Below are 26,929 nucleotides of genomic sequence, written 5' to 3' on the forward strand. Positions count from 1 at the left end.
CTCATATTTAAAAACAGGTGAGTACCCTATAAAAATATAAAAAGAATACCCTTATATCACAATTGTGACATTAAGGGTATTCTTAAGGCTCTTTTTTTAAAATGTCCTTGACACAGGGTCCACTTTAAAAATCACAGCTCTTTGTTTTTTAATTATATGGCTCAATCCAATTAGTTTTTAAGAATTTCTCTTCAATTTCATCCCGTGGAAGAGGTCTACTAAAATAATAGCCTTGTATTTGATTACAGCCCATACTTTGCAATAGTCTAATTTGTTCCTTTGTTTCTACTCCCTCTGCAATAACGTCTAAGTCAATTTTTTGTGCAAGTTGTATTATTCCATCTACTATGGCTTTTTCTCTTTCATTTGTAACAATATTGTCGATAAAGGACTTATCTATTTTCAACGTATTTATAGGTAACTGTTTTAAATAGCTAAGAGAAGAATATCCTGTTCCAAAGTCATCTAATGCAATATTTATGCCTAAGTCTCTAATCTCAGTAAGTAGTTTAACGCTCTTTTCAAAATCCTTCATGAGAATACTTTCTGTAATTTCCAGTTCCACAAATCTCAGATTAACCTCAGTTTCAGTTATAATCCTTTTTAGATTTTCTTCAAATTTGTCATTTTGCAATTGAATCGCAGATAAATTTATCGCAATAGTATCATATACGTATCCTTTGCTTTTCCATAAATTATTTTGAAGAAAAGCAGTTTTTATAATCCAGTCACCCATAGGAATTATTAGTCCACTTTTTTCTGCCACAGGTATGAACTCTGCGGGTGATACTCTACCAAGTTCAGAATTGTTCCATCTTAAAAGTGCTTCAAACCCTTTTATTTTATTGTTTATAATGTCTATCTGTGGTTGATAATAGATTTCAAACTCATTATTTTCAAGTGCATGCCTTAAACCTTTCTCTATTTCAACTCGTCTTACCACTATATCACTCATATTCTTATTAAAGAAAGAATATTTAGCTTTACCATTGTATTTAGCACTATACATTGCAGTATCTGCATTTTTCAATAGTATATTGGTTTCCCTACCATCATCCGGGAATACTGTAATGCCAATACTTGCTGAAGTATATACTTGCTTACCAACTATGCTTATTTCAGAGTTTAATGAACTTAGTAGTTTTGCGCATTGACAACTTATCTCTGAGTAATCCTCAATGTTTCTCATTAAAATAAAAAATTCATCTCCACCTACTCTTGAAACAAGATCCCCCTCTCTAATAGAAGCTTTAAGGGCTATTGCAACATTTTTTAGTAATTCATCCCCATAATCATGACCTAATGTATCATTAATTTCTTTAAAATTATCTAAATCAATAAATAATACAGCATGTTTAGCTTCCTTATCCTTTGCTTTAATAATCTCATTCTCCAGGGTATTAATAAATAATCTCCTATTAGGTATGTCCGTCAATATATCATAGTACTTCAATTTATTAATTTTATTTTCAAAATCCTTTTGTCCAGAAATATCTGTAACAGATCCAGAAACTTTAGTTGCAATGCCATTTTTGTTTCTCAGACACTTACCTCTAATTAAAACCCATTTATCTCCGCCACCATTATACTTGATTTTCAAACTGCTCTGGTAATGTAATGTTTCCCCCTTAATATGATTATTAAAATCATTTATTGCTATTTTTCTATCTTCATCTGCAACTAACTTAATTAAATCTTCCAGTGAAGTTATGGCATCTTTATCATATCCCGTAATATCACTAATTTTATCGGAAGAAAAAAATTCTTTAGTTATAAGATCAACTTCAAATATAGCATCATTGGCTCCTTCTAAAGCCAGTTTATACCTTTCTTCACTTTTTTCAATTATTGCTTGCTTTTCATTTAATTCATCAAGTTGTGCCCGAAGTTCCTCTTCTGCAGCTATTAATTGCTCATAAGTAGCTTGAATTTCTTTATAATTTTCTTTTATTGTATGAGACCAAGCATTACTTTTCTTAGTAAATTCACTAATTAAAAAATATATTACAAATGATGATATTAAAACATAAGACCATCCTTTGATGGTTTGCATACGTACCATTAAAGATTTGTTTTCAATAACAATATTTAAAATTCTATCTGAAAATAATATCCAAAGCGCACCAATTAAAGCATATATAATAGTTACTTTAAGTGGCATATTTTTAAGTGCGACATCATCTTTAAATAACCAATCAATATTAAGTAACTCAGTATTCATCTTTAATTGTTTTTTTGTAATCTTATTTAAGTCAATTTTCTTTTCATTCACCTAGATTCCTCCCATTAACATTTAGAAAGCTATTTAGTCGTTTTATATTTCATTTTAATATTATCCTTTATAAGTATCGTCAAATTATGATTTTTATTAATAGTTTTTCAGAATTTATATTTAAATTTTTTAAACTTTTTCACATTTTTTGCTTTAAATTTTCATAATACTAAAAATTATGAGTTTTACCATTAATTACAACAAATAATATTATACAATATAAACCATAAAATTGTACATACTTATATAATAAATTATTTTTTTTAAAATATGTCCTATATTTTAGTTAATATTGTTAATATTTATGTTTGTAACTTTATCGTAATGTATTATAATATAATATAGCGTATTATATTATATATTGGTAAATTTTTTAACAAAGGAGTCCAAGAAATGAAAAGAAAAAATGTTATTGCTACTATGATTTTCAGTATTTTATTTTTAGGTTCAATATGTGTTCATTTTATTAATAATAATAAAATTAAAGATACTACAATAGAAAATAATTCTTTAAAAACTCAATTTCAGTCCCTAAAATCAGAAAATCAGTCTCTAAAAAAAATTAATAATCATCTCCTTGAAACAAATGCAAAGGTTTCAGAAAAGATTAACAAATTAAAGATTATTACAAATTAATTTAAGCAGATGAAAATAAAAAAGAAGGAAGGTTTTACTATGAGAAATTCAAGAAAAAAGAAAAAGAAATCATTAGCACTTCTATTAGTGAAAGTTTTCATTCTTACTTTATTTGTTTCTTCAATTGTGAAAGCAGCTGTCGGCGAAGCAACCGTTATAAAAAGTGAAAATGAAAGTACTTTATTACTACAAGAAATAAACCAAATGCAATCCCATAATGAAAAGTTAAGATCAGAAAACAAAAATCTTCAAATCAAAATCAAAAAAAATGAACTATCATATAGTGAAACCTCGCGTAAATCAAAAATAGCTTATTTAACTTTTGATGATGGTCCATCAAAAAACACTTTAGATATATTAAAAATATTAAAACAATATGACATTAAGGCCACCTTCTTTGTAAATGCTCATCCTAATTTAAGGAATTTATATAAACAAATTTCTGATGATGGACATGCCTTAGCTAACCATACTTATAGTCATGATTATAAAAATATTTATTCATCTCCAGATAATTTTAAAGAAGATGTGAAAAAATTAGATGTCTTTCTTACCGAAATAACTGGCAAGGAGCCTAATCATATTTTAAGATATCCAGGTGGATCTAATAATACTATCAGTCATGGTTACGGTGGTCGTGATATAATGACTGGTGTAATTAAAGAAATGAATGCAGCAGGATATAAATATTTTGATTGGAATGTGGATTCCACTGATGCTTCTACTTACCGTCAAGACAAAAATAAAATTGTACATGCTGTTCTAACTGAAAGTGCTCAAACAAATCATCCCATTATATTGATGCATGATTTAGCACCAAAGACTACAACTGTACAAGCCTTACCGGAAGTCATAGAGGGTCTTAAAAATCAGGGGTTTATCTTTGATGTACTTTCTAATAACGTTTCTGCACCACAATTTAACGTAGTAAAGTAACCAAATGTGCCGATTAGTTATTTTTTAAAATGCACATAATAGTTCTAAACTAATATTATTGACACCTTGACATTGTTACTACAAGTGCTATAATTATTGTAAATACAATAGTTCAACACTACGAAGAGAAAAGTAAGCCATAACGCTTTTACAGAGAGAGAATACATTAGCTGAAATTATTCTTAATTGTCCACGTTGCTGAAGACCACCTCTGAGTGACTCTAATAAAGTCCGGTAATTCCGTTATAATTATTAAGTGGTTTATTTTTATAAACAATTTGGGTGGAACCGCGGGAAGTTATAATCTCGTCCCTTTTCTATAGTTAGAATTGGGATGAGGTTTTTTTTGCTTTATAAAAATATGTTTATAAACACTTGCACATAATATTATGTGCTGGTTATTTTTTAATATACCCGAAGTAATTTAACTACCAACTACCCTAAGGGCATGGTGTTTTTCTGTTAAAAATCTATAAAAAAAGAAGGGAGTAATATATATGATAAATATTAAATTAAAAGATGGTTCAATGAAATCTTATGAATCTGGAATGACTGTAATAGAAATTGCGAAAGATATTAGTGAGGGCCTTGCAAGAGTTGCTTGTGCTGGAACTGTAAATGGTAAAACTGTAGATTTACGTTTCAAAATTACTGAAGACTCTGAACTTAATATATTAACTTTTGATGATGAGGAAGGTAAAAAAGCTTTTAGACATACTGCTACTCATATTTTAGCTCAAGCAGTAAAGAGATTATTCCCTAGTACAAAACTTGCCATTGGACCTGCTATAGATGGAGGTTTCTACTATGATTTTGATAAACAAGGTTCTTTTTCTGCAGATGAAATTAAAGAAATTGAAGTAGAAATGAAGAAAATTGTTAAGGAAGATTTACCAATAGAAAGATTTGAACTTAGTCGATCTGAAGCCATTGCTTTAATGGAAGAACAGGATGAAAATTTTAAAGTTCAATTAATTGAAGATCTACCAGTGGATGCAGTTTTATCCTTTTATAAGCATGGTGAATTTACAGATCTTTGTGCAGGTCCACATTTAATGTCTACAAAATATATAAAAGCCTTTAAACTTACTCAAGTTGCAGGAGCATACTGGAGAGGTAGCGAGAAAAATAAAATGCTTAGTCGTATATACGGAACTGCTTTTACAAAAAAATCTGATTTAGATGCTCATATACTTCAAATGGAAGAAGCTAAAAAAAGAGACCATAACAAGCTTGGACGAGAATTAAAATTGTTTACAACGTCAGATGTTATAGGTCAAGGTTTACCTCTACTTATGCCTAATGGTGCAAGGGTAATTCAACTGCTTGAACGTTTCGTTGAAGATGAAGAACAAAGAAGAGGCTACGTTATAACTAAGACTCCTCTTATGGCTAAGAGTGATTTATATAAAATGTCTGGTCACTGGGATCATTATAAAGATGGAATGTTTGTGCTTGGTGATGAATCTAAAGATGAGGATGTTATGGCACTTCGCCCAATGACATGCCCATTCCAATTTACAATTTATAACTCTGATCAAAAGAGTTATCGTGACCTTCCAATTAGATATGCTGAAACTTCAACCTTGTTTAGAAATGAGTCTTCTGGTGAAATGCATGGACTTATCAGAGTACGTCAGTTCACTATTTCTGAAGGTCATTTAGTTGTTAGACCTGATCAATTAGAACAAGAATTTAAGGATGTTGTAGCTTTAATTAACTATTTCATGGAAACATTAGGACTCAAAGATGATATAACTTATAGATTCTCTAAAGGGGATCCAAATGATAAAGAAAAATATATCGACAACCCAAAAGCTTGGGAAGATACTGAAACTAAAATGAAGGATATATTAGACCATTTAGGAATAAACTATAAGACAGCTATTGGTGAAGCTGCATTCTACGGCCCTAAGCTTGATCTTCAAATCAAAAATGTTCATGGTAAAGAAGATACTATAATCACTGTACAAATTGACTTCGCACTACCAGAAAGATTTGACATGACTTATGTTGATAAAGATGGAGTTAAAAAACGTCCATATGTTATCCATAGAACTTCTATTGGTTGCTACGAGCGAACACTTGCAATTTTAATAGAAAAATATGCCGGTGCTTTCCCAACTTGGCTTGCACCATTACAAGTTAAGGTATTACCTATTTCTGAAAAGTATCATGATTATGCAGATAAGGTAGTAGCTAAGCTAAAGGCAGCGAACATTAGAGTAGAGGGGGACTATAGAGCAGAAAAAATCGGCTACAAAATCCGTGAAGCTCGTAATGAAAGAGCACCTTTCCTACTAATAGTTGGTGAAAAAGAAGCTGAGCTAAATGAAGTTTCTGTTAGAAGCCGAAGAAATGATGATGAAGGTTCAATTGCACTAGATTCCTTTATTGCACGAATTAAAAATGAAATAGAAACTAGACTATTATAATAATAAAAGCCAGTATAGGAATTAAATCCTGTACTGGCTTTTTTTTCTTTGTTAAATACTATATTTTGTTTAGATTTTAAAAGAACTTTTTAAAGATACTATTCTATTAAATACTAGTTTATCTTGAGTCGTGTATCTAGAATCCACATTGAAATATCCATGTCTGAAAAATTGGAATTTGTCTTGCACCTTTGAATTCTCCATATTTGGTTCTACAAACCCTTGCAGAATTTCCATAGAATTTGGATTTATTTGATCTAAGAAAGTTTTTCCTTCTTCTTGCTCTTCATCTAAAATTAAAGGTTCATATAATCTAAATTCTGCTGGAACTGCATTTGTTGCATCTACCCAGTGGATTGTTCCTTTAACTTTTCTTCCTGTAAATCCGCTACCACTCTTAGTTTCAATATCATAAGTACAATGTATTTCAGATACATTTCCCTCTGAATCTTTAACTAAATCATTACATTTTATAAAATATGCGCCCTTGAGTCTTACTTCATTTCCTGGAAACAATCTAAAATATTTCTTTGGTGGATTCTCCATAAAATCTTCTTGTTCTATATATATTTCTTTTGAGAATGACACCTGACGAGTTCCCATAGATGCATCATCTTGATTATTCTCAATTTCCAGCATTTCTACTTGAGATTCTGGGTAATTTGTAATGACCACTTTTAATGGTTTTAAAACCGCCATAGTTCTAGGTGTTTTTGGGCTTAAATCTTCTCTTATAAAGTGTTCTAGCATTTGTCCATCTACTGTACTGTTAGCTTTTGCAACTCCAATTTCTCTGCAAAAATTACGTATAGCATTTGCAGTGTAGCCACGACGACGAAGTCCAGCTATAGTTGGCATACGTGGATCATCCCAAGCATCTACAACGCCTTCGTCCACTAATTGTTTAAGATTTCTTTTACTCATTACGGTATTTGTAATATTTAGTCTTGCGAATTCTATTTGTCTTGGTTTGTTTTTCATTTCACAATTATTTATAACCCAATCATATAGTGGGCGATGATCTTCAAATTCTAAAGTACAAATTGAATGTGTAATTCCTTCAATTGCATCTTCTATTGGATGTGCATAATCATACATAGGATAAATGCACCACTTATCACCTGTATTATGATGGACTGCATGAGATATACGGTAAATTATTGGATCTCGCATGTTTATATTAGGAGAATTCATATCAATTTTAGCTCTTAGAACCTTTTCTCCGTCCAAAAATTCGCCTTTTCTCATACGGTCAAATAGGTCTAAGTTTTCTTCCACAGTTCTATTTTTGTATGGGCTTTCTTTTCCTGGTTCTCTTAAAGTTCCTCTGTACTCTTTCATTTCGCCTGCTGTTAAATCACAGACATAGGCTTTTTTATTTTTTATTAATAATACAGCTCTCTCATACATTTCATGAAAATAGTTTGATGCAAAAAATAGTTCATCCCACTTGAAGCCAAGCCATTTAATGTCCTCTTCTATGGAATTAACGTACTCTTTATCTTCCTTTGCTGGGTTAGTATCATCAAAACGTAAGTTTGTCTTACCTTTAAATTCATCTGCCAGTTCAAAGTTTAAAATAATTGATTTTGCATGACCAATATGCAAATATCCGTTTGGTTCTGGTGGAAAACGAGTTATGATTTTACTATGTTTTCCTGTTTCTAAATCTTCCATAACAATATTTCTTATAAAATTTGATGAAATAGTTTTGTTTTCCATATTCGTCACCTTCCTTTTAAGCTAGCATACTTATAATTTTGCTGGCTTGTAAATTTTCTCTATATTCTAATAAATATATCACAAAAACAGATTTTTTCCTAGGATTTTTATGGTATTTTTTAACGCAACCTGTGATTTACCCACATACTGTGATGTTTTATCAATACCTAAGAGGGCAATTCCCCTTCTTATTATAAGCTAGATTACACACTATAATAAAAATAAAACTTCAGTTATAACTTCATCTTTATATTCCAAACATTAAAATTCCCCAACTTAAAGGGTGTTGTTTTAATACATCTATGCCCTACAAACACAAGCTGATTGCTTTTTTCTAATGCATCTATTAAAGCAGTCCCATAAGTAATCTGTCTATCATATACTAAGGGTTCTGATTGTATAAACCCCATTTTTTCTAAGGCTGTGGAGGTTTTTCCACAAATATGAATCATGCCATGACTTGAATTTTGCTTAACTGTTTTTAATATATTGTATGTAGCTTTTCCACTTATTTCTCTAAATATCTTTGGTCCAACTATGTCCAAAGCTCCCGCTGGGTCACCATAGGATATTATGCTTGCGCCCTTCTTAAAGCCTTCTAATATATAGTTTACAATACTATCTTCAATAACTCTTATGAAATCATCAATAATTTCTCTGTTTTTTCTTATTCCTTTATAAAATACTACAGGATCCATAAGTGAAGATATTATTGTCATTGGACCTACTACATTTAAAACCGTTATTTCACCTTGGCTACTTAAGCTTTCAACAGCTGAAAGTACTCTACCTATTCGACCCTTTGTAAATTCAATTTGTTTAATGTTTTTTAACTCCTCTAAGTCATTAAACGCATATTTATTAACTCTTGGGCCAATTTTTTCATCTCCAAGTTTTATATCTGCGCCTAGGGCCTCTGCTTCTACTGTGACACAAAAGGGTAATCTACATAAGCTATCACTATTATGTTTTTTTAGTTCTATAGATAGTTTTACCATATCCTTAGAGTTATTATGTATCTCCGGAAATTTTAATTTTAAGCTTCCAATAATTTCCTTTGGTATTTCTTCTAGGTTATCTCCAGCACATTTAAAATCTAATTTGTTATCCATTTTTCCCCTCCCAGTATAGTGCAATCAACGTGCTTCTTCCCTAAGAAAAACTCAAGCATTTAGTAAATAGTTTCTCGTATCCATCCATAGTAGAAAGTTCAAAATAATTTACATCTTTAGCTATGGTTTCTATATCCTCTCTTACCTGCTGTGATAATAAACACATAACTGCTCCAGATTTAGAAGAGTTTCCAACATAGGTTATTTTATCCCTTAAGGCTTCCGGAATTATACCTATACCTATTAAGCTGTCCACATTTAAATGTTTACCAAATTGTCCTGCAATAATCACCTCTTGTAAATCTAGCATATCTATTTCCATTAAATTAAGTAAGGCATAAAATCCAGATGAAATAGCACCCTTTGCGAGTTGCACCTGACGTATATCCTTTTGTGTTATGTATATTTCCTTAGCGCCCATTGCAATATGTATCTTTCGTTTCCCGTTTTCCTCTATTATTAAATCTTCCAGGCCTGGATTGCTTTCCACTACTGACTCCTTCTTTTTTATACGACCAGTTTTTTCAATAAGTCCTACTCGTGCTATTTCTGAAATAGACTCCAAAATTCCACTGCCACATATTCCAACAGGGATTTTATCACCTATTACCTTTAAGCTTATTTTGTTTTCATGAATTTTTATACCTTCAATGGCACCTTCAGCCGCTCTCATGCCGCAGCTAATATTCATACCCTCAAGGGCTGGTCCTGCAGCACAAGAGCAAGAAGAAAGCTTTCCAGCCTTTGATATGACTATTTCTCCGTTAGTTCCTATATCAATAAACAATAGATTTTTATCTGCCTTTTGCAGCTTTGAAACTACAATTCCTGCTGTAATATCTCCACCTATAAAACTAGATACTGAGGGCACACAATATATTCTACCAAAGGGCGATATATTTATGCAAAGGCTCCCTGCTGAAATATTCTGAGCCTTTTTAAACACCGGTGTATAGGGTGCTTTTCCTATAGAATCTGTATTCACACCCAGTAGCAAATGCATCATAGTTGTGTTTGCTGCTATTGTTATTTCATATATACTAGAAGCTGCTATATTATTTTCATGGCACAATTTTAAAGTTAAGCTATTTATGCAATCGATAATGCCTTTATGTAATAGATCTAACCCTTTAGGATTACTTTGGACAAAGGCAATTCGCGAAAGTACATCTAACCCATACTCTGTTTGAGGATTTATTTCACTTACTGAGGCGATTTCTTTCCCCATATTTAAGTCTACTAGTGCCGCTACAACCGTTGTGGTCCCAATATCCATAGCTATTCCATAAGTTTCTTTCACAGTATTCCCAGGTTCTATACCTATAATATGTCCACCTGAATAAACTCCAGTAAACTCTCCTTGCTTAAAAGCCTCTGGTAAAAGCTTAAGCAAATCAATGTTATTATTTTCGATTTTCTGCTGCACAATATCTTCTATTATTTCCGCATAGGATAAATCATTTTTAAAGTTTTGTTTTATTAATTTATAAACTTCTTTATGTATCATTGGATTTATACTTATAGAAGGCATGTAACCCTCTGTCAAAATTTCATGTTTTATATTTTTGTCTTCTAATAATTCTACCGTTAAATCACCTTGTGGTTTTACATGGCAAGCCAGCCTTATACTCTGCTTTATTTCTTCTTTTGTTAAATGACTAGCTTCTTCTTGCGTTAGCTGATTTATTTCACCCTTTAGAATTTTAATTTTACATTTTCCGCAGGTACCTCGCCCACCACAAGGGCTTTCCATGCCTATTCCCTTTTCTTGTATTATATTTAATAGGGAAGTTTCCACTACAAATTCATATGTTTCTCCAGTATTTTCAATTGTTAAATAACTCATATTATTTCACTATATCCTTTGGCAGTATCCACCATACTACGAATATTATCCATACTGGTTTTTGTACCTATTCCACAGGCTGGTGATAAAATATCACAACCACTATGTATACAATTTTCAGCTATACTTTTTATATTTTCCTGGGAGTTATTTTCTAGAGCAAAGGTACTTACATTTCCCATTATAACTTTATTATCAACAAACTCTACCATTTGAGTAATATTAGTTATTGCATCAAAACTTATAGCATTACTATGTAATTTCTTTAATTCACTGTAGATACTTTTAAGTCTTCCACAAATATGAATTATAGTTCCACCCTGGCAGTGCTGCTTTAGTTCATCAATTATTGAATTTAAATAAGGCAGAGCAAATTCTCTAAACATTTTAGGTCCTAATATTTCTCCAGTACCACTTGGATCAGAAATAGTTAAAATATCTGCTCCGGCTTCTAGCTGTGCTTTCCCAAAGGTAATAAGATTTTCTGTAACAAATTTCATAAATTTATGAGCTTCTGCAGGGTTTTTTCGAAGTTCCTTATAATAAACCATAGGCTCCATTAGTGAAGAAGCTAAACTCACAGGTCCTGTTAAATTGGCAACTATAGGCACCTGTGGATTTTTTATTTTCAAAATCTTAATTGCCTCTAGTACCACTTTTGCCCTACCCACATTTACATCTATATTGTTTAATTTATTCCACTCTGAGGCATGATTTATTGGATACTGAGTAACCCTAGGTTCATTGATTTTTGTGCCCATATACACATAGGCCCCCATAGCTTCTGCTTCTACGGTCATACAGAAAGGCACTCCAAAATTTTCAAAGCCACCATTTTCGTATACTCCAAAACTAAGATCTGCCATCATTCTAGCATCACTATGAGCTTCTGGCCAGTTAACTCCTGTAATATCCATTAACTCTTCCGTTATCATATTCATCATTCCACCTGGACAAATGCAAGGTGGCCGATCCACTTTTTCCCCTTTTAAAACCTTAAACAATCTTTCCTTTGGGGTAATCATATTTTAAGTTCTTCCTTTTCCTTATTAACCAATTCCTTTGCCATTTTAGCTGCTCTAGAGGCATCTGCGGTATATACATCTGCTCCTATTTTCTCCGCAAAACTAGATGATACTGGTCCCCCACCTATCATAACCTTAATTTTTTGTCTTAAATTTTCACTCTCTAATATTTTAACAACTTCTTCCATACCACACATAGTTGTAGTCATAAGAGTAGATAAGCATATAATGTCTGCACTTATTTCCTTGGCTTTTTCTACAAATTTAATAGCTGGCACATCTCTTCCCAAATCTTCTACATAAAACCCTTCAGTTTCCATCATAATTTTAACTAAGTTTTTACCTATATCATGTGTATCACCTTCTACTACGCCTATGACTACCTTATGTTTTTTATCCCCATCTTTACTTTTCAAATGAGGTTTTAATATATCAAGACCCGCATACATGGCATCTGAACAAATTAGTAATTCTGGAATATAATATTCTTCCTCGTCATATAACTCCCCTGCTCTACGCATTCCATGCGCCAGGCCCTTATCAATACCTTCATAAGCATCAAAATTATTTTCAATAAATTGTTTAGTGATTTCTATAGTTTTCTCCTCTTCCATATCTACCACAGAATCAGAAATCGCTTGTAATAATTCTTCTTTTAAATTTAACATTTATTATTCCTCCTCTTAGGTTATTTGGCACCAGCTTTGCTATCTCTTTTGACCATATATTCTTGCGGAATCCATAAGTGCTATTATTTTATCTGGATGGGTTCCTATTGGTATATCGCAACCTGAGCTTAAAACAAATCCTTTTGGACTATCATATGCCTTGTTTATGCATAACTTACCTGCATTATGTATTTCTTCTATAGTTCCTCTGAGTATAGTTTCAACTGGGGCTACATTTCCTATTAAACAAACTTTATCCCCAAATTGATCTTTAAGTTCACCTATATCATCTATATTGTCTAAACTTAAATTTCCAATACCTACGTCCACCATATCTCCCCATATTTTTTTAGTTGTTCCACATATATGAAGGGTAGTGCCACTTCCTCGTCTTTCAATAATTCTATCCATACATTTTTTCAAATAGGGTTTTGCAAATTCTCTAAAGGTCTTAGCACTAATCATAGTACCTGACGCAACAGGTTCAGCAATACTTGGACTTAATCCTAAATCGCATACTGCATCAATATAGTTTATAACGCTTTGGGTGGATAGCTCTAGTAGTTTATGTACCATTTCAGGATTTCTAGTTATATCCTTTAGAAAATCCTCTGTTCCTCTTAAAAAAGCAGCAGTGGTAAATGGACCTCCCATGGAACTGCCTACAAATACTTCATGCCCAATTCTTTCATTAGCTACTTTAAGTGCTTCAAGGAAATATGATATTCTTCCATCTTTATAAGGATCTATAGGTGATAGTTTGCCTATATCCTTATAGTCCCTTAATATAGGCTTACTAAAGTAAGGTGTACCATTTTCAGGAAATTTAAATTCACTTCCCATAGCCTCAGGTATTCCCTGAAGTCCTGGCCCAACACCTATGCTATCCGGTCTAAATGTTTCAAAACTTTTCACTGCTACATCTATAATTACTTCTGCTGAAAAATTATGCTCTTTAATTGTATGTCCAAAAAGCGGTGCACAAGCCTCACCTAAAAATGGCCCACAGGGGATTCTATCAATTTGTTTTCCCGCTGAAAATGCTTCCATTCTTTCCCTTGGCGTCATTTGATCTGGCTTTATAATTTGGTTCATCTTAATTCCTCCTTGAAAAATTGTGTACTATATTTAGTACACATAAAGTTTACACTCTACTTTAATCATATGCAAATCAGTTTTTCCAATAGTCCTTGATTCATCTATAGCTATTGTTTATCTCTGTTGACTTAACAATATATACATGATATTTTGTTAAAGGCATGAAAAGATATGTCTATTTTTATGCAGTTTTAAGTTATTGCCAAAAATATATACATATACTAATTTTCTTTAGTTTGTGTAATTTGATTTCTTTTAAACAGCGCTTTAATACCGGGGAACTATTTAATTAAATTAAAGAGGAGTGATTTTGTAATGTCGGAGAAAAAAAAGAGAGAGACCTTTTCATCAGGATTTGCAGTTTTTTTCGCAACATTAGGTTCAGCAGTAGGTTTAGGTAATATATGGAAGGTTCCCTATTTAACAGGAGCTAAGGGCGGAGGAGCGTTTCTCTTAATATATGTTTTATGTGTTGCATTAGTTGGTATTCCAATTATGGTATGTGAATTTTATATTGGTAGAAAGTCAAGAAAAAATGCAGTTGGCGCCTTTGAAGAATTAAAAGCTGCTAAAGGTTGGAAGAGCATTGGATTTATAGGAGTAGTTTCAGCCTTTTTAATTATGTTTTTCTATAGTTGTGTTGCAGGCTGGGTTTATTCCTATGTTTTTAAAGCAATAAAGGGTGATTTTGTAGGAGTTACTTCAGCTGCATCCTCAGCAAAATTCGCGTCCACAATAGTTGGACCAATGCCTCCACTTATATGGCAGTTTATAGTTCTTATAGTCGTTTCTATAATTTTAATTGCAGGAGTTAAAAATGGTATTGAAAGAATAACAAAAACACTTATGCCTGTATTATTCATACTAATTCTTATATGTGATGTAACTGCATTAACACTTCCAGGCGCATCACAAGGATTAAAATTTTTATTCCATGTGGATTTTTCACAAATAAATGGCTCTGTTATATTAACTGCTCTTGGTCTATCATTTTTCAAATTATCATTAGGAATGGGCATAATGATTACCTATGGAAGTTATTTTACACAAAATAATAATATGATAGCAACTTCAGTAAGAGTTGCACTATCTGACTCACTAGTTTCAATCCTAGCAGGAATTGCAATATTCCCAGCGGTATTCTCCTTTGGTATGAAACCTAGTGAAGGTGCCGGGCTTTTATTTAAAACCATACCACTTGTATTCTCAAAAATGCCTTTTGGTAATGTACTATTAGTAGCCTTTTTCTTATTAACTGCTATTGCAGCTACAACAGCAATGATATCTAATGTTCAAGTTCCGGTTGCATATTTTACGGAAGAAAAGGGTATGGGCAAAAAGACAGCGGTATTACTTACAACAGGCATAATGATGTCAATTGGAATACTAGCAACATTATCTGCTGATTCCTCAAGTGTCCTTGGTAATATTCATATATTAGGTCAAAAGGGATTTTTCGATTCCTTTGATTACTTATCTTCCAATATATTGCTTCCAGTAGGGGGACTTTTAACAGCAATTTTCATTGGATACTTTGTTAAAAAGGAAGATTTTAAACTAGAACTATCCAACCAAGGAACTTTAAATAACGCCGGTATAATAAATGTTTTATATGTCTTTATTAAATTTATAACACCAGTTCTACTTATAATTGTTTTCTTAAATTCAATAGGAATAATTTAATTATAAACGTAAAATATTTAAGTAAAATGAGCCTCAACAATTGTTGAGGCTCATTTTATTTAAATATCAGTAAATAAAAATTACTTTACCTATTAAAACTCATTATGAATTTTTAGGAAAAAACAATTATAATAATTCTTTAACTTGAGAACCTAACTTACAATATGCAATAATAAACACAGGCAGTAATCTAGTGAAAGGAGATGATAAGATTGATAATTACTAGGAGGTGGCTTTTGACCTAAAAGGGTTAAAAGTTACAATTAAATCTGAGGTAGCTAACAATTAATAATTGTTAGCTACCTCAGATGAATATTAGGAGGCCTCACGCCTCCTTTTATATTAACTTGCCACTTGCCACGTGGGTGGCACCAATTGTTATTGACATTAACACAGTTTTATAATAGAATGAAATTGTGAGAATAATCAATTTAAGTAAAAATAATTCAGATGAAGGAGGATGTTGTTATATGAAAAATTTAATTGAGACTTTTGAGGTACTTTACCAATAACTAAATATTATTCGGAGGCAGTATAAAATTTTGTAGAAAACCTTTTTTTGTTCTATCTATAAAATATAAAATGGGGCTTGTTAACCCTTTATTTTGTGTGCTTTCGAAATGTAATTAATAACCGTCATCTGAAACGTTAAAACGAATTTAAAGTTTGGCAGAATGCACGAAGTTATCGTGTTTTTTTTATTGCCTTTTTTAATATTCCCGTGGATGGTTTTTATATCCACGGGATTTTTCTATAGAAAAATAAATAGGATAACAACTCAGATTTGTTATCCATACAAATAAATATAGGAGGTGGTTTCAATGAAAAGTTCTAAAACACTATTAAATAACATTGAAAATAAGGGGGAGGAATTTAATATTGTGTTACAAGAATGGGAAAGATGTATTGCCGTCAGCTCTTTTAAAGGAACTGCAAAAATATATTCAAGGAGAAATCATATATATTCCAAAAGAAGATAATGTACGGAAGGCTTGGGGTGAAAATAATGGCACTCGAAAGATTCTAAGACAGCGTAATGTGGAAATATATGAATTTTATAAAAATGGAACTACAATTACTAAACTTACAGAATCTTATAATCTATCAGAAGATAGCATTAGAAAGATAATTTTTAATATGAATAATGAAAAGTTAAAATTAAATGCATAGGAGGGATATTTATTTATAATTTAAAACAATTAGGCTGGGACGAATTTTATAAAGAAGAATTTGACTCTTTTATAGAGGATGGTTATACAGTAGCAAGAGTTTTCGCAGAGCATAAGCATATTTATAAACTTTATACAGAGCAGGGAGAGATGCTATCGGAAATATCAGGCAAACTAAGGAACGAGGCAATGAACAGTGAGGAATTTCCAACAGTTGGCGACTTTGTGTTAGCGAGTCTTCGAACTTCCGAAATGAGAGCTACTATTCATAAAGTACTTCCTAGAAAAAGCAAGTTTTCCAGAAAGGTTGCAGGAGTTAATACTAGGCAGCAAATTGTTGCTTCAAATATAGATACTATTTTTCTTGTTAATTCCTTAAATAAAGATTTTAACGCAAGAAGAATAGAAAGATATTTAATTATGGCCTGGGAAAGTGGAGCTACTCCAGTTATTTTGCTTAGCAAGGCTGACCTATGTGAGGATTTGGAGGAAAAATTAAGTCAAACAGAAAAAGTGGCTTCTGGCGTACCTATTCATATTATAAGTGCAGTTGATAATAGAGGTATGGATGATTTAAATCATTATTTGAAGCCCGGTAAAACCATTGCATTACTGGGTTCCTCAGGAGTTGGAAAATCTACCTTGCTTAATTACTTGGCAAGAGAAGTTATTCAAGAGACAAAGGAAGTACGCGCCTATGATGATAGGGGCAGACACACTTCAACCTCTAGGGAGATGTTTATTTTAGATAGCGGTGCTATTATGATAGATACCCCCGGAATGAGAGAACTACAGCTATGGGGTGGCACTGAAGGTATAAGTGAAGCCTTTGAAGATATAGAAGGCTTAAGAACTCAATGTAGGTTTTCTGATTGTATGCATAAAAAAGAACCAGGCTGTGCCATAAAGCAAGCAATTGAAGATGGTATTATTGATGAAAAAAGATTTAAAAGCTATATCGCCCTGCAAAAGGAAGCTAAAATGTTTGAAAGAAAACAAAATGATGTAAATAGAATAGCTGGGAATAAAAAGAGCAAAGAATATATAGACCATAAATATCGTGGGCTTTAAGTTGCTACATTGAAAATTTAGAGCTTCCACTATAAAAAGTAACATAACTTTTTTGAAGTTTATGTTACTTTTTATTATAAATTAATAATTGTTTTGTTTCTTCCACTGTTTTTTGCCAAATATAAATTTTTATCTGCTTCATTTATAAGATCCTCAATAGTAATTTTCTCGCTGGTAATGCTATATGTGCCAAAACTTGCTGTTATTTTAATTTTTACATCCTTATATTCAAAAATTTTTTCTTCTACTAATTTTCTGATTTTTTCTACTACTTTAAACGAGTTATTGCCATCAGTACCCCTTATCACTATTAGAAACTCTTCTCCTCCATATCTGGCAACCCAATCCGAATCACTTTTTACTGAATTTGAAAGAATCTTTGCAAAATCCTTTAACACAAAGTCCCCTACAATATGTCCATAATTATCATTTACATTTTTAAAAAAATCTAAATCTGCCATAATTACACATAGTGGCTTGCTATTTAGCATGCTATCATTTATATCTGATTGTAGTCTTTCATTTATATATCTTCTATTATACATTCCTGTCAGTTCATCTCTTACTGCAGCGTCATTCATTTCATTTATTAATCTTTCAATATTATTTGTATTTTTTTCATTATTCATTACACTTCCCGATTTGGATATATCTTTTATCATCTCTACAATATATACCTTGTTTTCTATAGTAACAGGAGATGAAATAATAAGAAAAACTTTCCCATTCGAAACCTCCATTTTTAAAAAAGTATCATATTCAAGACATGCTCTCATAGAAATGCAGTTGTCACAATATCTATCTGTTCTACGAAACCCATAACAAGGTTCTTTTAGTATTTCTATATTATCTTCTCCAGGATTTATAATTTTTTTATTGATTGGGTCTACGATCCTTATAGTATCATATAAATTTTTAAATATTGACAATCTTTCTTTGATTACTTCAATAATTTCCATATCACTACTCCTTTATAATGGCACCTAAATCTTAGTAAAGAAAATAGCTTCATAGTATACATTTGGCAAACAATTTTCATCTAAATTAAGTTCTTTTGAAATTTTTGATACCTGATCCCATTGTCCATTTTCATAAGCTATAATTAAACTTAGTAATTTACTGTAGTTATTATTATTAACTTTATTTAAAGCATCCTTTACTTCAATGGGTATTAATAACTCCTGGAGTATTTCTTCTAAGGGCCTGTCTAAAAGCAAATCTATCATAGACAACATTCCTAGCAAATAAGCATTAAAAGGATTAAGTTCACGTCCCATTTTGCTAGCAATTAATTCTGCAAACCTTGCTCTTGTTAAAGAATTAATTATTAAAATTTCAGGTTTGTCTTCCCCCATATTTCGAAAAGCCATTAAATATAGCCACTTTTTTATTTCTTTTTCTCCAAGAAGTGCCAATGCTTGCTTCATTGACTTTATTTCATTTACAAAACTATAATTCGCTGAATTTATAAGTTTTAATAGTTTAAAAGATAATGATACATCTTTTTTTATTAAATTTTCTATACTATCTATAGCGAAATTATTACTACTAATTTGATGCAATAGTTTCATATAAATAGCCTTGTTTTCTGATATTCTTTTGCCTGAAAGTATTGTAGGCTTACTAAAATAATACCCTTGAAAATATGTATATCCCATGGACACTGCTTCATTAAACTCTTCCATAGTTTCAACTTTTTCTGCAAGGAATTTTATATTTTCAGAGTTTACCTTTTCCATTACTTTTTTTCTTTCATCTCCTTTAGTTATTTGAAAATCCACCTTAATAATATCTGCTATCTCTATAAGTTTTATATATTTATTAGAATAAACAAAATCATCTAAAGCTATAGTATAACCTAGTGCTTTTAATTTTTTACATAACTCTAATATTTCCTCTGTAGGTTCTATATCTTCCAATATCTCAACTATAACTGATTCCGGCGGCAAAATCTCAAAAACATCAGATTTTAATATGTTTTCAGTGAAGTTAATAAAAGCTTTTTTACCCCCTGTTACTTTATCCATTCCTATATTTACAAAACTATTTTTTATAACTGCCATAGTTGCTCTATCGCCATCATCACTTTGATATATGTTTTTTTCACTATCTCTAAATAGCAATTCATATCCAAACAATTTATTGTGTCTATCAAGAATAGGTTGTCTAGCTAGAAAAACATCCATGTTTATCCTCCTATGTAATTTTATATTTTAATGGATTTTTATATTTATGCCTTAATCTTATAAGTTGCAACAAAAGTAGCAGTTGCCACTTGCCATGCGAGTGGCACCTATTTCTTAATTCCCATCATATATTTAACAATTAATTTGTCTAAACTTCTACTTGTAACGAGCCTTTCTTCTTCCACATCGGTATTTGAGTCTGTACAGCATATTTCGTTTAAAATATCTCTTAAATCATTTATTCTTTTATTTAGCTCTTCCATTGTAATATTATCAAGAGTTAAATTACTCATACACACCTCGCTTCCAAAATAGTTCCAATTGTCTATCTCTATTATACATGTATTTTTATTAATGTTTTCTAATTCTATTATACATATATTTACACCATTTTACAATATTTTATAGCATACAATTGAATTTTTTTTATTAATGTAAATACAAATTAAATACTGATTAAAGAAATGTATTATTATAAACGTATAGGATAGTAGTAACCCCTTAGATCAACGTCTTTTAACATAAAAAAACCATTTCTTAATTAAATTAAGAAATGGTTTTTTCATTTGTTTTTTATTATATTTCCATTATTATTGGTATAATTATAGGTCTTCTCTTAGTTTTTATATATAAAAACTGACCTAATGCATTTCTTATACAAGATTTTATTACTGCCCATTCTTTAATTTTATTGTTTAAACACTGCTCTAACTCTTTTCTGACAATATCCCTAGCTTCATTAATAAGTTCATTGGATTCTTTCATGTACACAAATCCTCTAGTTATTATATCCGGCCCTGCTAGTATACTATAAGATTCTCTTTCTATAGTAACTACCACAGTAAGAATACCCTCTTCTGCTAAATGTTTTCTGTCTCTAAGTACAATATTCCCAACGTCTCCTACGCCAAGTCCATCTACCATTATAGCTCCAGTTTGCACTCTTCCCCCAAATTTACATTCATTTTGTGATACTTCTAAAATTTGTCCTGTTTCACCAATAAAAATATTTGCTGGGTCCATTCCTATTTTTTCTGCAAGTTGTGCATGTTGTTTTAAATGTCTATATTCACCATGTACTGGCATAAAAAATTTAGGACGAACTAATGTGTGAATTAATTTTAATTCTTCTTGGCAAGCATGCCCAGAAACATGAATTTCTTCAGTAGTATTATATATTACATTGGCACCCTTTTTGAATAATTCATTTATAACATTATATATGAATTTTTCATTTCCTGGAATAGGTGATGCAGATATAATAATTAAATCACCTTTTTGTATTTCAATACTCCTATGTGTAGATGATGCCATTCTTGTTAATGCAGCAAGCGGTTCACCTTGACTACCAGTAGTTACTATTGTTACCTTTTCATCAGGGTAATTATGAATTTCTGCCACGGTAATTATAGATTCCTGTGGTATATGCAAATACCCGAGGTCCATAGCCACTTGTGAGATTCTCTCCATGCTTCTTCCACTAAATGCTATTTTTCTTCCAACCGAGATTGAAGCATTAGCAATTTGTTGTATTCTATGGATATTTGATGCAAATGAGGCTACTATTATTCTACCATCTGCTTTTTGGAATAATTTATTTAATGATTCTCCAATTACTTTCTCAGATATAGTAAAACCAGTACGTTCAACATTAGTACTATCAGCCATTAAAAGTAGTACTCCTTGACCACCTAATTTTGCAAATCGCTCTAAATCTATAACTTGCCCATCAATTGGAGTATAGTCTATTTTAAAATCCCCAGTGTGTATAATTCTTCCAATAGGAGTATGTATAGCAATAGAACAAGCATCTGCTATGCTATGACTAACTCTTATAAACTCTACACTTAGTTTTTCTAATTTTATAATATCACCAGGTTTTACTACATTTAGTGTGCAATCTGCCAATATACCATGTTCTTGCAACTTATTTTCTACAAGTCCTAATGTTAGACATGTTCCATAGACTGGAACATTAATTTGTTTTAGAATATAAGGTAATGCTCCTATGTGATCTTCATGACCGTGGGTTAGAAAAATTCCTTTTACCTTATCTCTATTCTCTAAAAGATACGTTACATCAGGAATAACTAAATCCACCCCATACATATCTGCATCTGGAAATGAAATCCCGCAATCTATAACAACAATTTCATCTTTGTATTCTATTGCAGTAATATTTTTTCCAATTTCTCCAAGTCCACCTAGTGGAATAATTCTAATTTTGTTTTTAACTTTACTTTTATAATTATTATTATTATTCAATATTCTCCTGATTTCTAAATATTAAGCAATCTATTCATCCAATATTTTCGTTCTGTCGACTAAACAGCATGGTGTACCACAGGATTCAACTACTTAGGTTAGTTCCGTTATACTAACAGTTCTGTTATAAAAACAGTTCGTTATCAACACTTACTATTCCAAGTATTTTATTCCTACTAACTAACCATAAATCAGGATTTTCACCTACCTTTTTTTTATATTTTTGTTAGTACAGTTATTTTTTCCTTTCTTAAATTATTTTTAAAGAAACCTATATTTCAAAGTGTTGCTTTTTAAATTAACATCACTCTCTTTATTTAACTATATATCTTATAATACTTTTTTATTTAACTAAATGTGGTTAACTTTAATAAATTTATAAAGATTTCAATTATACTAATTAAATATAATTATACCATATTACATTTGATTATATTCGATTATAAAATAATAAAGGTTGAGAAATAATTTCTCAACCTCAAAATCTAACTTTCTACAGTAATTATTATGATTAAAATAACTTAGCGCTTTCAATATTTTCGTAGTTTATGTTGCTTTCTATGCCGCAAAAAAATGCAACTCCAAAGAAATATGACACCTAACAATAGTGTGCATTTTTTCTCATACAAGTTGCATTCTAAGTTGTTTATTTATCTAGAATAAATTGTTTTTTAAATAGCCCGCCTTGCTTAGTATAGTGCAAAATATATTCTTTGTCGTAAACATTATGTATTTCTAGATTTGTAATTCCTTTTGTTTTTAAAACTAATTTTACTTTATTAAATTCTTCAATTTCTGGTTCGGAAGTTAGCATAGTGTAGAAAAGCTTCTGTGAATACGTAGCCCAGGTCTCTAAAAGATCGTCAAGTGGTGTGTTTACATCTACATTCATTTATCTTCCTCCTTGTATAATATGAATAATATTATTATATCTACTGTATGTTTTTTCTTCTGCACTTCTATTATATATAATTAATGAAATATAATCAACTTACATTATATTTTATATTGATTTATAGTAGTATATTTGTTATAATATCTCTATTTTATAAAGGCTTGAAAATTTTTATAGTCATTTATGATTATTAACATCTTTACAAATTTTAATACAGGGAGAAAAAAACAATTCAGTATGCAATGGTTATTTATTTTCATGTATATTAATCATTTGGCAACAATTTTTCTCCTGATATTTTAATACCAATAGCTCCTAGTGGTGCTGTAATAAATATAGATAATACTGCAATTGCTAATATAACTTCCCCGGATTTAACTCCAGCAGCTAGAGGTACCGCCCCCATAGCTGCCTGCACAGTAGCTTTAGGAATATAGGAAATCACACAAAATAGTCTCTCTTTTACATTTAGATTAGTTCCCATGAGTGATACTAATACTCCTATGCTTCTAGCTGTTAGCCCAAGGATAATAATAATTAATCCTAATACTCCTGAGGTTAATGCAACATGTATATTAACCTTTGCTCCCACTAATACAAAAAGAAAAATTTCTGCAATTACCCACACCTTATTAAGTTTTAACGACAGCCTATTTGCTACTTTAGAATACTTTTCTAATAAAATAAAACCAATAGTCATTACGCCTAAAAGGCTTGCAATGGGTACTATATTCTTAAAAGCATCTTCAACTCCCGTAACCATAATTGCTGCAGCTATTAATATAAAAGTTTTTTTAGTATCTCTCATGTGATATTTTTTAAATATCCTGGTTAATATAAGTCCTACAACGATTCCCAATACTATTCCAAGTAAAATAGATATGGGAATATCCAATATTTTCATTGGAATGTTTACATTTTTACCACTATATAGTCCTAAAAATGTTGAAAATATAGTTATTGCAAAAACATCATCAATGGATGCCCCTGCAAGTATTATAGTGGGTATGCCTTTTTTTTCTCCTTTGCCTTTGGATATAAAATTAAGCATAGGTGGCACGACTACTGCGGGTGAAACCGCCGCTATTATAAACCCAAGCATCCCAGCCTCAATTTTTGATATTCCAAGTACATAACTCCCTACAACCATAATACTAAGACCTTCAAAAATACCAGGTATGCAACTCATTTTTAATGCAGGAACACCTACTTTATTTAAAGTATCTTTTTTAATTCCAAGACCCGCTCTTAGTAAAATAATAATCAATGCAATTTTTCTTAAATCTGGTGAAATTTTAAGTATGTCCGGACTTATTATATTGGTTCCATAAGGGCCTAGTAAAACTCCTAGAATTAACATTCCAAGTAGTCCTGGAAGTTTTAACTTTTCAAATAATTTATTGAATAATAGTCCTAAAATAATTATAATTGCTAAACTCATTGCCATATTACGTTCCCTACCTTTTCTTCAATATTTTTACAAAATAAAAGACTCCTACTTAAAGACGAGCTCTAAGTAGGAGTCATTAATCGCAAAATCACAATAGTTAAGGTGAACTCCATCACCTATTTTATAAATATATTATACTATATTTGTAATTAAAATCAATAGCTATCCTAGAATATATCATATTTATATTTCTAATGACTCATTTCTTTTTCCTAATTACAAACACCTCACTGTTATATTTTTTTATATTTCCATTATTATTGGTATAATCATAGGTCTTCTCTTGGTTTTTAAATATAAGAACTCTGCTAAAGCATTTCTTATACGGGATTTTATTACTGCCCACTCTTTAATTTTGTTATCTAAACACTGCTCTAATTCACTTCGCACAATGCCCCTTGCCTCACTAATAAGTTCATTAGAATCTTTCATATATACAAATCCTCTAGTTATTATATCTGGTCCTGATAGTATACTATAAGTTTCTCTTTCTAAAGTAACTACAACAGTAAGAATACCCTCTTCAGCTAGGTGTTTTCTATCTCTAAGTACAATATTCCCAACGTCCCCTACACCAAGTCCATCAACCATTATGGCTCCAGTTTGAACTCTTCCTGCTAGGGTACATTCATTTTGGGATACCTCTAATGTCTGTCCCGTTTCTCCAATAAAAATATTTTCAGGCTCCATTCCCATATTTTCTGCCAATTGCGCATGTTGCTTTAAGTGTCTATATTCACCATGTACTGGCATAAAATATTTAGGCCGAATCAAGCTATGCAATAATTTTAATTCCTCTTGACAGGCATGCCCAGATACGTGAATATCTTCTGTAGTATTATATATTACATTAGCTCCCTTTTTAAACAATTCATTTATAACATTGTATATAGATTCTTCGTTTCCAGGGATGGGAGACGCTGATAAAATAATTAAATCACCATTTTGTATTTGAATACTTCTATGATTCGAGAATGCCATCCTTGTTAATGCAGCAAGCGGTTCGCCTTGACTACCAGTGGTTATTATTGTTACCTTATCATCAGCATAATTATTAAGTTCTGCCACAGTAATTATAGATTCTTCCGGAATATGTAAATATCCTAAATTCATAGCTACCTCAGAGATTCTCTCCATACTTCTTCCACTGAAGGCCACTTTTCTTCCATTCAAAATTGAAGCATTGGCAATTAGTTGTATTCTATGGATATTTGATGCGAAGGAAGCTACTATTATTCGCCCCTTTACATTGTAAAATAGTTTATTTAAATTTTCTCCAACTACCTTCTCAGATATATTAAATCCAGTTCTCTCTACGTTAGTGCTATCAGCCATTAATAGTAATACACCTTGACCACCTAATTTTGCAAATCTCTCTAAATCTATAATTTTTCCATCAATTGGGGTATAATCTATCTTAAAATCTCCTGTCTCTATAATTCTGCCAATAGGTGTATGTATACAAATTGCAGAGGCATCGGCTATACTATGGTTAACTCTTATAAACTCTACACTAAGTTTATCTAATTTTATGATATCCCCCGCTTTTACTACATTCAGTGTACAACCTGCGAGTATTCCATGTTCTTGCAGTTTACCTTCTACAATCCCGAGTGTTAGTTGTGTTCCGTATACTGGAACATTAATTTGCTTTAAAATATAGGGCAATGCCCCTATGTGATCTTCATGACCGTGGGTTAGGAAAATCCCTTTCACCTTATCTCTGTTCTCTAAAAGATATGTTACATCTGGAATAACTAAATCCACCCCATACATATCTACATCCGGAAAAGAAATCCCACAATCTATAACGACAATCTCTTCTTTGTATTCTATTACAGTAATGTTTTTCCCAATTTCTCCAAGTCCACCTAGTGGAATAATTTTAATTTTGTTTTTAACTTTCTTTTTATAATTATTATTCAAAATTTGCCTCCCTTATATTCGCTCGCCTTGCTTTAATTTTTCCATTAATTCGTATAAATCACTTTTCTTTACTCTCCAATTGCGTCCAATTTTAAAAGCTGGTATTTTACCATCTTTCACCAATTTATAACAAGTTACTTCACTAATTTTAAAATATGTTGCAACTTCACTTACTGTCATAATTTCATCGTCTTTATTATTTTCGCTCATTTTTTTTCCTTTCTTAGAAGTATTTTTTTGCAAACCTATATTTCAAAGTGCTGAATGTTAGGTAAACATCAGACTCTTTATTTAACTATGCACTCCATAATACTTTATTGACCAAATAGCTGCCTAAAATAATATATAAATTAAACAAATCTATAATTATACTAGCCTTGTTTAATTATAGCATATTATACTCATTTATATTTGATTTAGCGTAATTAGGAAATTCTTCATTAGCATTTTATTGATAAATAACTATTCACACCATTAATATTAATGCTTGATCTTTAGTTGTTAAGAAGGATGGTGAATAAGCTAAATCAAGAT

General features: G+C 31.2%; 21 protein-coding genes, 1 riboswitch and 1 other annotated feature. Of the genes, 6 read left to right on the plus strand and 15 right to left on the minus strand.

The genetic code is table 11. The features are described from left to right. Window positions 1-148: 148 nt before the first annotated feature. Window positions 149-2,272 carry a putative bifunctional diguanylate cyclase/phosphodiesterase gene (locus ACREV6_RS19025; RefSeq protein ID WP_431579621.1) on the minus strand — a complete coding sequence of 708 codons (2,124 nt, stop codon included), beginning with the start codon at window positions 2,270-2,272 and terminating at the stop codon, window positions 149-151. A gap of 393 nt (window positions 2,273-2,665) precedes the next feature. On the opposite strand from ACREV6_RS19025, the gene ACREV6_RS19030 reads away from it, so the two are divergent. From ACREV6_RS19030 to thrS, 3 genes are all read left to right on the plus strand, one after another. Then, window positions 2,666-2,908: a hypothetical protein gene (locus tag ACREV6_RS19030; RefSeq protein WP_431579622.1), complete on the plus strand. Its 243-nt coding sequence runs from the start codon at window positions 2,666-2,668 to the stop codon at window positions 2,906-2,908. A gap of 39 nt (window positions 2,909-2,947) precedes the next feature. Next, a complete protein-coding gene (locus tag ACREV6_RS19035; RefSeq protein WP_431579623.1) occupies window positions 2,948-3,844 on the plus strand; it encodes a polysaccharide deacetylase family protein in 897 nt (298 codons plus the stop codon). 111 nt (window positions 3,845-3,955) lie between these two features. Next, window positions 3,956-4,161: a binding site (T-box leader), on the plus strand. Between the two features lie 180 nt (window positions 4,162-4,341). Further along, window positions 4,342-6,279 carry a threonine--tRNA ligase gene (gene thrS, locus ACREV6_RS19040; RefSeq protein WP_431579624.1) on the plus strand — a complete coding sequence of 646 codons (1,938 nt, stop codon included), beginning with the start codon at window positions 4,342-4,344 and terminating at the stop codon, window positions 6,277-6,279. Window positions 6,280-6,348: 69 nt separating this feature from the next. On the opposite strand, the gene ACREV6_RS19045 is transcribed toward thrS, so the two are convergent. The 6 genes from ACREV6_RS19045 to ACREV6_RS19070 all read right to left on the minus strand — a co-directional run bounded on the left by ACREV6_RS19045 (window position 6,349) and on the right by ACREV6_RS19070 (window position 13,747). Then, window positions 6,349-8,001, minus strand: coding sequence for a glutamine--tRNA ligase/YqeY domain fusion protein (locus ACREV6_RS19045; RefSeq protein ID WP_431579625.1), 1,653 nt, complete (start codon window positions 7,999-8,001; stop codon window positions 6,349-6,351). Window positions 8,002-8,234: 233 nt separating this feature from the next. Then, entirely contained in the window at window positions 8,235-9,113 is an 879-nt protein-coding gene (locus tag ACREV6_RS19050; RefSeq protein WP_431579626.1) for a uroporphyrinogen decarboxylase family protein, read from the minus strand. A 40-nt stretch (window positions 9,114-9,153) separates the two neighbouring features. Further along, the gene (locus ACREV6_RS19055) at window positions 9,154-10,959 is read right to left on the minus strand and encodes an ASKHA domain-containing protein (protein ID WP_431579627.1); all 1,806 of its coding nucleotides are present in this window, start codon (window positions 10,957-10,959) and stop codon (window positions 9,154-9,156) included. After that, window positions 10,956-11,984: a methylcobamide:CoM methyltransferase MtbA gene (locus ACREV6_RS19060; RefSeq protein ID WP_431579628.1), complete on the minus strand. Its 1,029-nt coding sequence runs from the start codon at window positions 11,982-11,984 to the stop codon at window positions 10,956-10,958. Before ACREV6_RS19060 ends, ACREV6_RS19055 begins: the two co-directional genes overlap by 4 nt. Beyond that, a complete protein-coding gene (locus tag ACREV6_RS19065) occupies window positions 11,981-12,652 on the minus strand; it encodes a cobalamin B12-binding domain-containing protein (RefSeq protein ID WP_431579629.1) in 672 nt (223 codons plus the stop codon). The genes ACREV6_RS19060 and ACREV6_RS19065 overlap by 4 nt, the downstream gene beginning before the upstream one ends. A 39-nt stretch (window positions 12,653-12,691) precedes the next feature. Further along, window positions 12,692-13,747, minus strand: coding sequence for a uroporphyrinogen decarboxylase family protein (locus tag ACREV6_RS19070; RefSeq protein WP_431579630.1), 1,056 nt, complete (start codon window positions 13,745-13,747; stop codon window positions 12,692-12,694). Between the two features lie 318 nt (window positions 13,748-14,065). On the opposite strand from ACREV6_RS19070, the gene ACREV6_RS19075 reads away from it, so the two are divergent. The 3 genes from ACREV6_RS19075 (at window position 14,066) to rsgA (ending at window position 17,673) form a co-directional block, all read left to right on the plus strand. Then, window positions 14,066-15,433 carry a sodium-dependent transporter gene (locus ACREV6_RS19075; RefSeq protein WP_431579631.1) on the plus strand — a complete coding sequence of 456 codons (1,368 nt, stop codon included), beginning with the start codon at window positions 14,066-14,068 and terminating at the stop codon, window positions 15,431-15,433. An 879-nt stretch (window positions 15,434-16,312) separates the two neighbouring features. Beyond that, entirely contained in the window at window positions 16,313-16,603 is a 291-nt protein-coding gene (locus ACREV6_RS19080; RefSeq protein ID WP_431579632.1) for a CD3324 family protein, read from the plus strand. Between the two features lie 149 nt (window positions 16,604-16,752). Then, a complete protein-coding gene (rsgA, locus tag ACREV6_RS19085; RefSeq protein WP_431579633.1) occupies window positions 16,753-17,673 on the plus strand; it encodes a ribosome small subunit-dependent GTPase A in 921 nt (306 codons plus the stop codon). Window positions 17,674-17,747: 74 nt separating this feature from the next. Here the strand turns inward: rsgA and ACREV6_RS19090 are convergent, their stop codons facing one another. The 8 genes from ACREV6_RS19090 to ACREV6_RS19125 form a co-directional block, all read right to left on the minus strand. Beyond that, window positions 17,748-18,632: a GGDEF domain-containing protein gene (locus tag ACREV6_RS19090; RefSeq protein ID WP_431579634.1), complete on the minus strand. Its 885-nt coding sequence runs from the start codon at window positions 18,630-18,632 to the stop codon at window positions 17,748-17,750. A 24-nt stretch (window positions 18,633-18,656) separates the two neighbouring features. Beyond that, a complete protein-coding gene (locus ACREV6_RS19095; RefSeq protein WP_431579635.1) occupies window positions 18,657-19,859 on the minus strand; it encodes an EAL and HDOD domain-containing protein in 1,203 nt (400 codons plus the stop codon). Between the two features lie 107 nt (window positions 19,860-19,966). Further along, window positions 19,967-20,152, minus strand: coding sequence for a hypothetical protein (locus tag ACREV6_RS19100; protein WP_431579636.1), 186 nt, complete (start codon window positions 20,150-20,152; stop codon window positions 19,967-19,969). Window positions 20,153-20,435: 283 nt separating this feature from the next. Continuing rightward, a complete protein-coding gene (locus ACREV6_RS19105; RefSeq protein WP_431579637.1) occupies window positions 20,436-22,124 on the minus strand; it encodes a ribonuclease J in 1,689 nt (562 codons plus the stop codon). Between the two features lie 646 nt (window positions 22,125-22,770). Next, window positions 22,771-23,016 (minus strand): hypothetical protein, encoded by a 246-nt coding sequence (locus ACREV6_RS19110; protein ID WP_431579638.1) that lies wholly within the window; start codon window positions 23,014-23,016, stop codon window positions 22,771-22,773. Between the two features lie 268 nt (window positions 23,017-23,284). Beyond that, the gene (locus tag ACREV6_RS19115) at window positions 23,285-24,466 is read right to left on the minus strand and encodes a cation:proton antiporter (protein WP_431579639.1); all 1,182 of its coding nucleotides are present in this window, start codon (window positions 24,464-24,466) and stop codon (window positions 23,285-23,287) included. Between the two features lie 63 nt (window positions 24,467-24,529). Beyond that, window positions 24,530-24,595: riboswitch (Fluoride riboswitch) on the minus strand. A gap of 117 nt (window positions 24,596-24,712) precedes the next feature. Beyond that, window positions 24,713-26,395 (minus strand): ribonuclease J, encoded by a 1,683-nt coding sequence (locus tag ACREV6_RS19120; RefSeq protein ID WP_431579640.1) that lies wholly within the window; start codon window positions 26,393-26,395, stop codon window positions 24,713-24,715. A 12-nt stretch (window positions 26,396-26,407) separates the two neighbouring features. Then, on the minus strand, window positions 26,408-26,605 hold the full coding sequence (locus tag ACREV6_RS19125) for a helix-turn-helix domain-containing protein (RefSeq protein ID WP_431579641.1): 198 nt from the start codon (window positions 26,603-26,605) through the stop codon (window positions 26,408-26,410). Between the last annotated feature and the right edge of the window lie 324 nt (window positions 26,606-26,929).

The sequence above is a fragment of the Clostridium sp. genome (assembly GCF_050717515.1).
GTDB lineage: Bacteria > Bacillota > Clostridia > Clostridiales > Clostridiaceae > Clostridium_AD.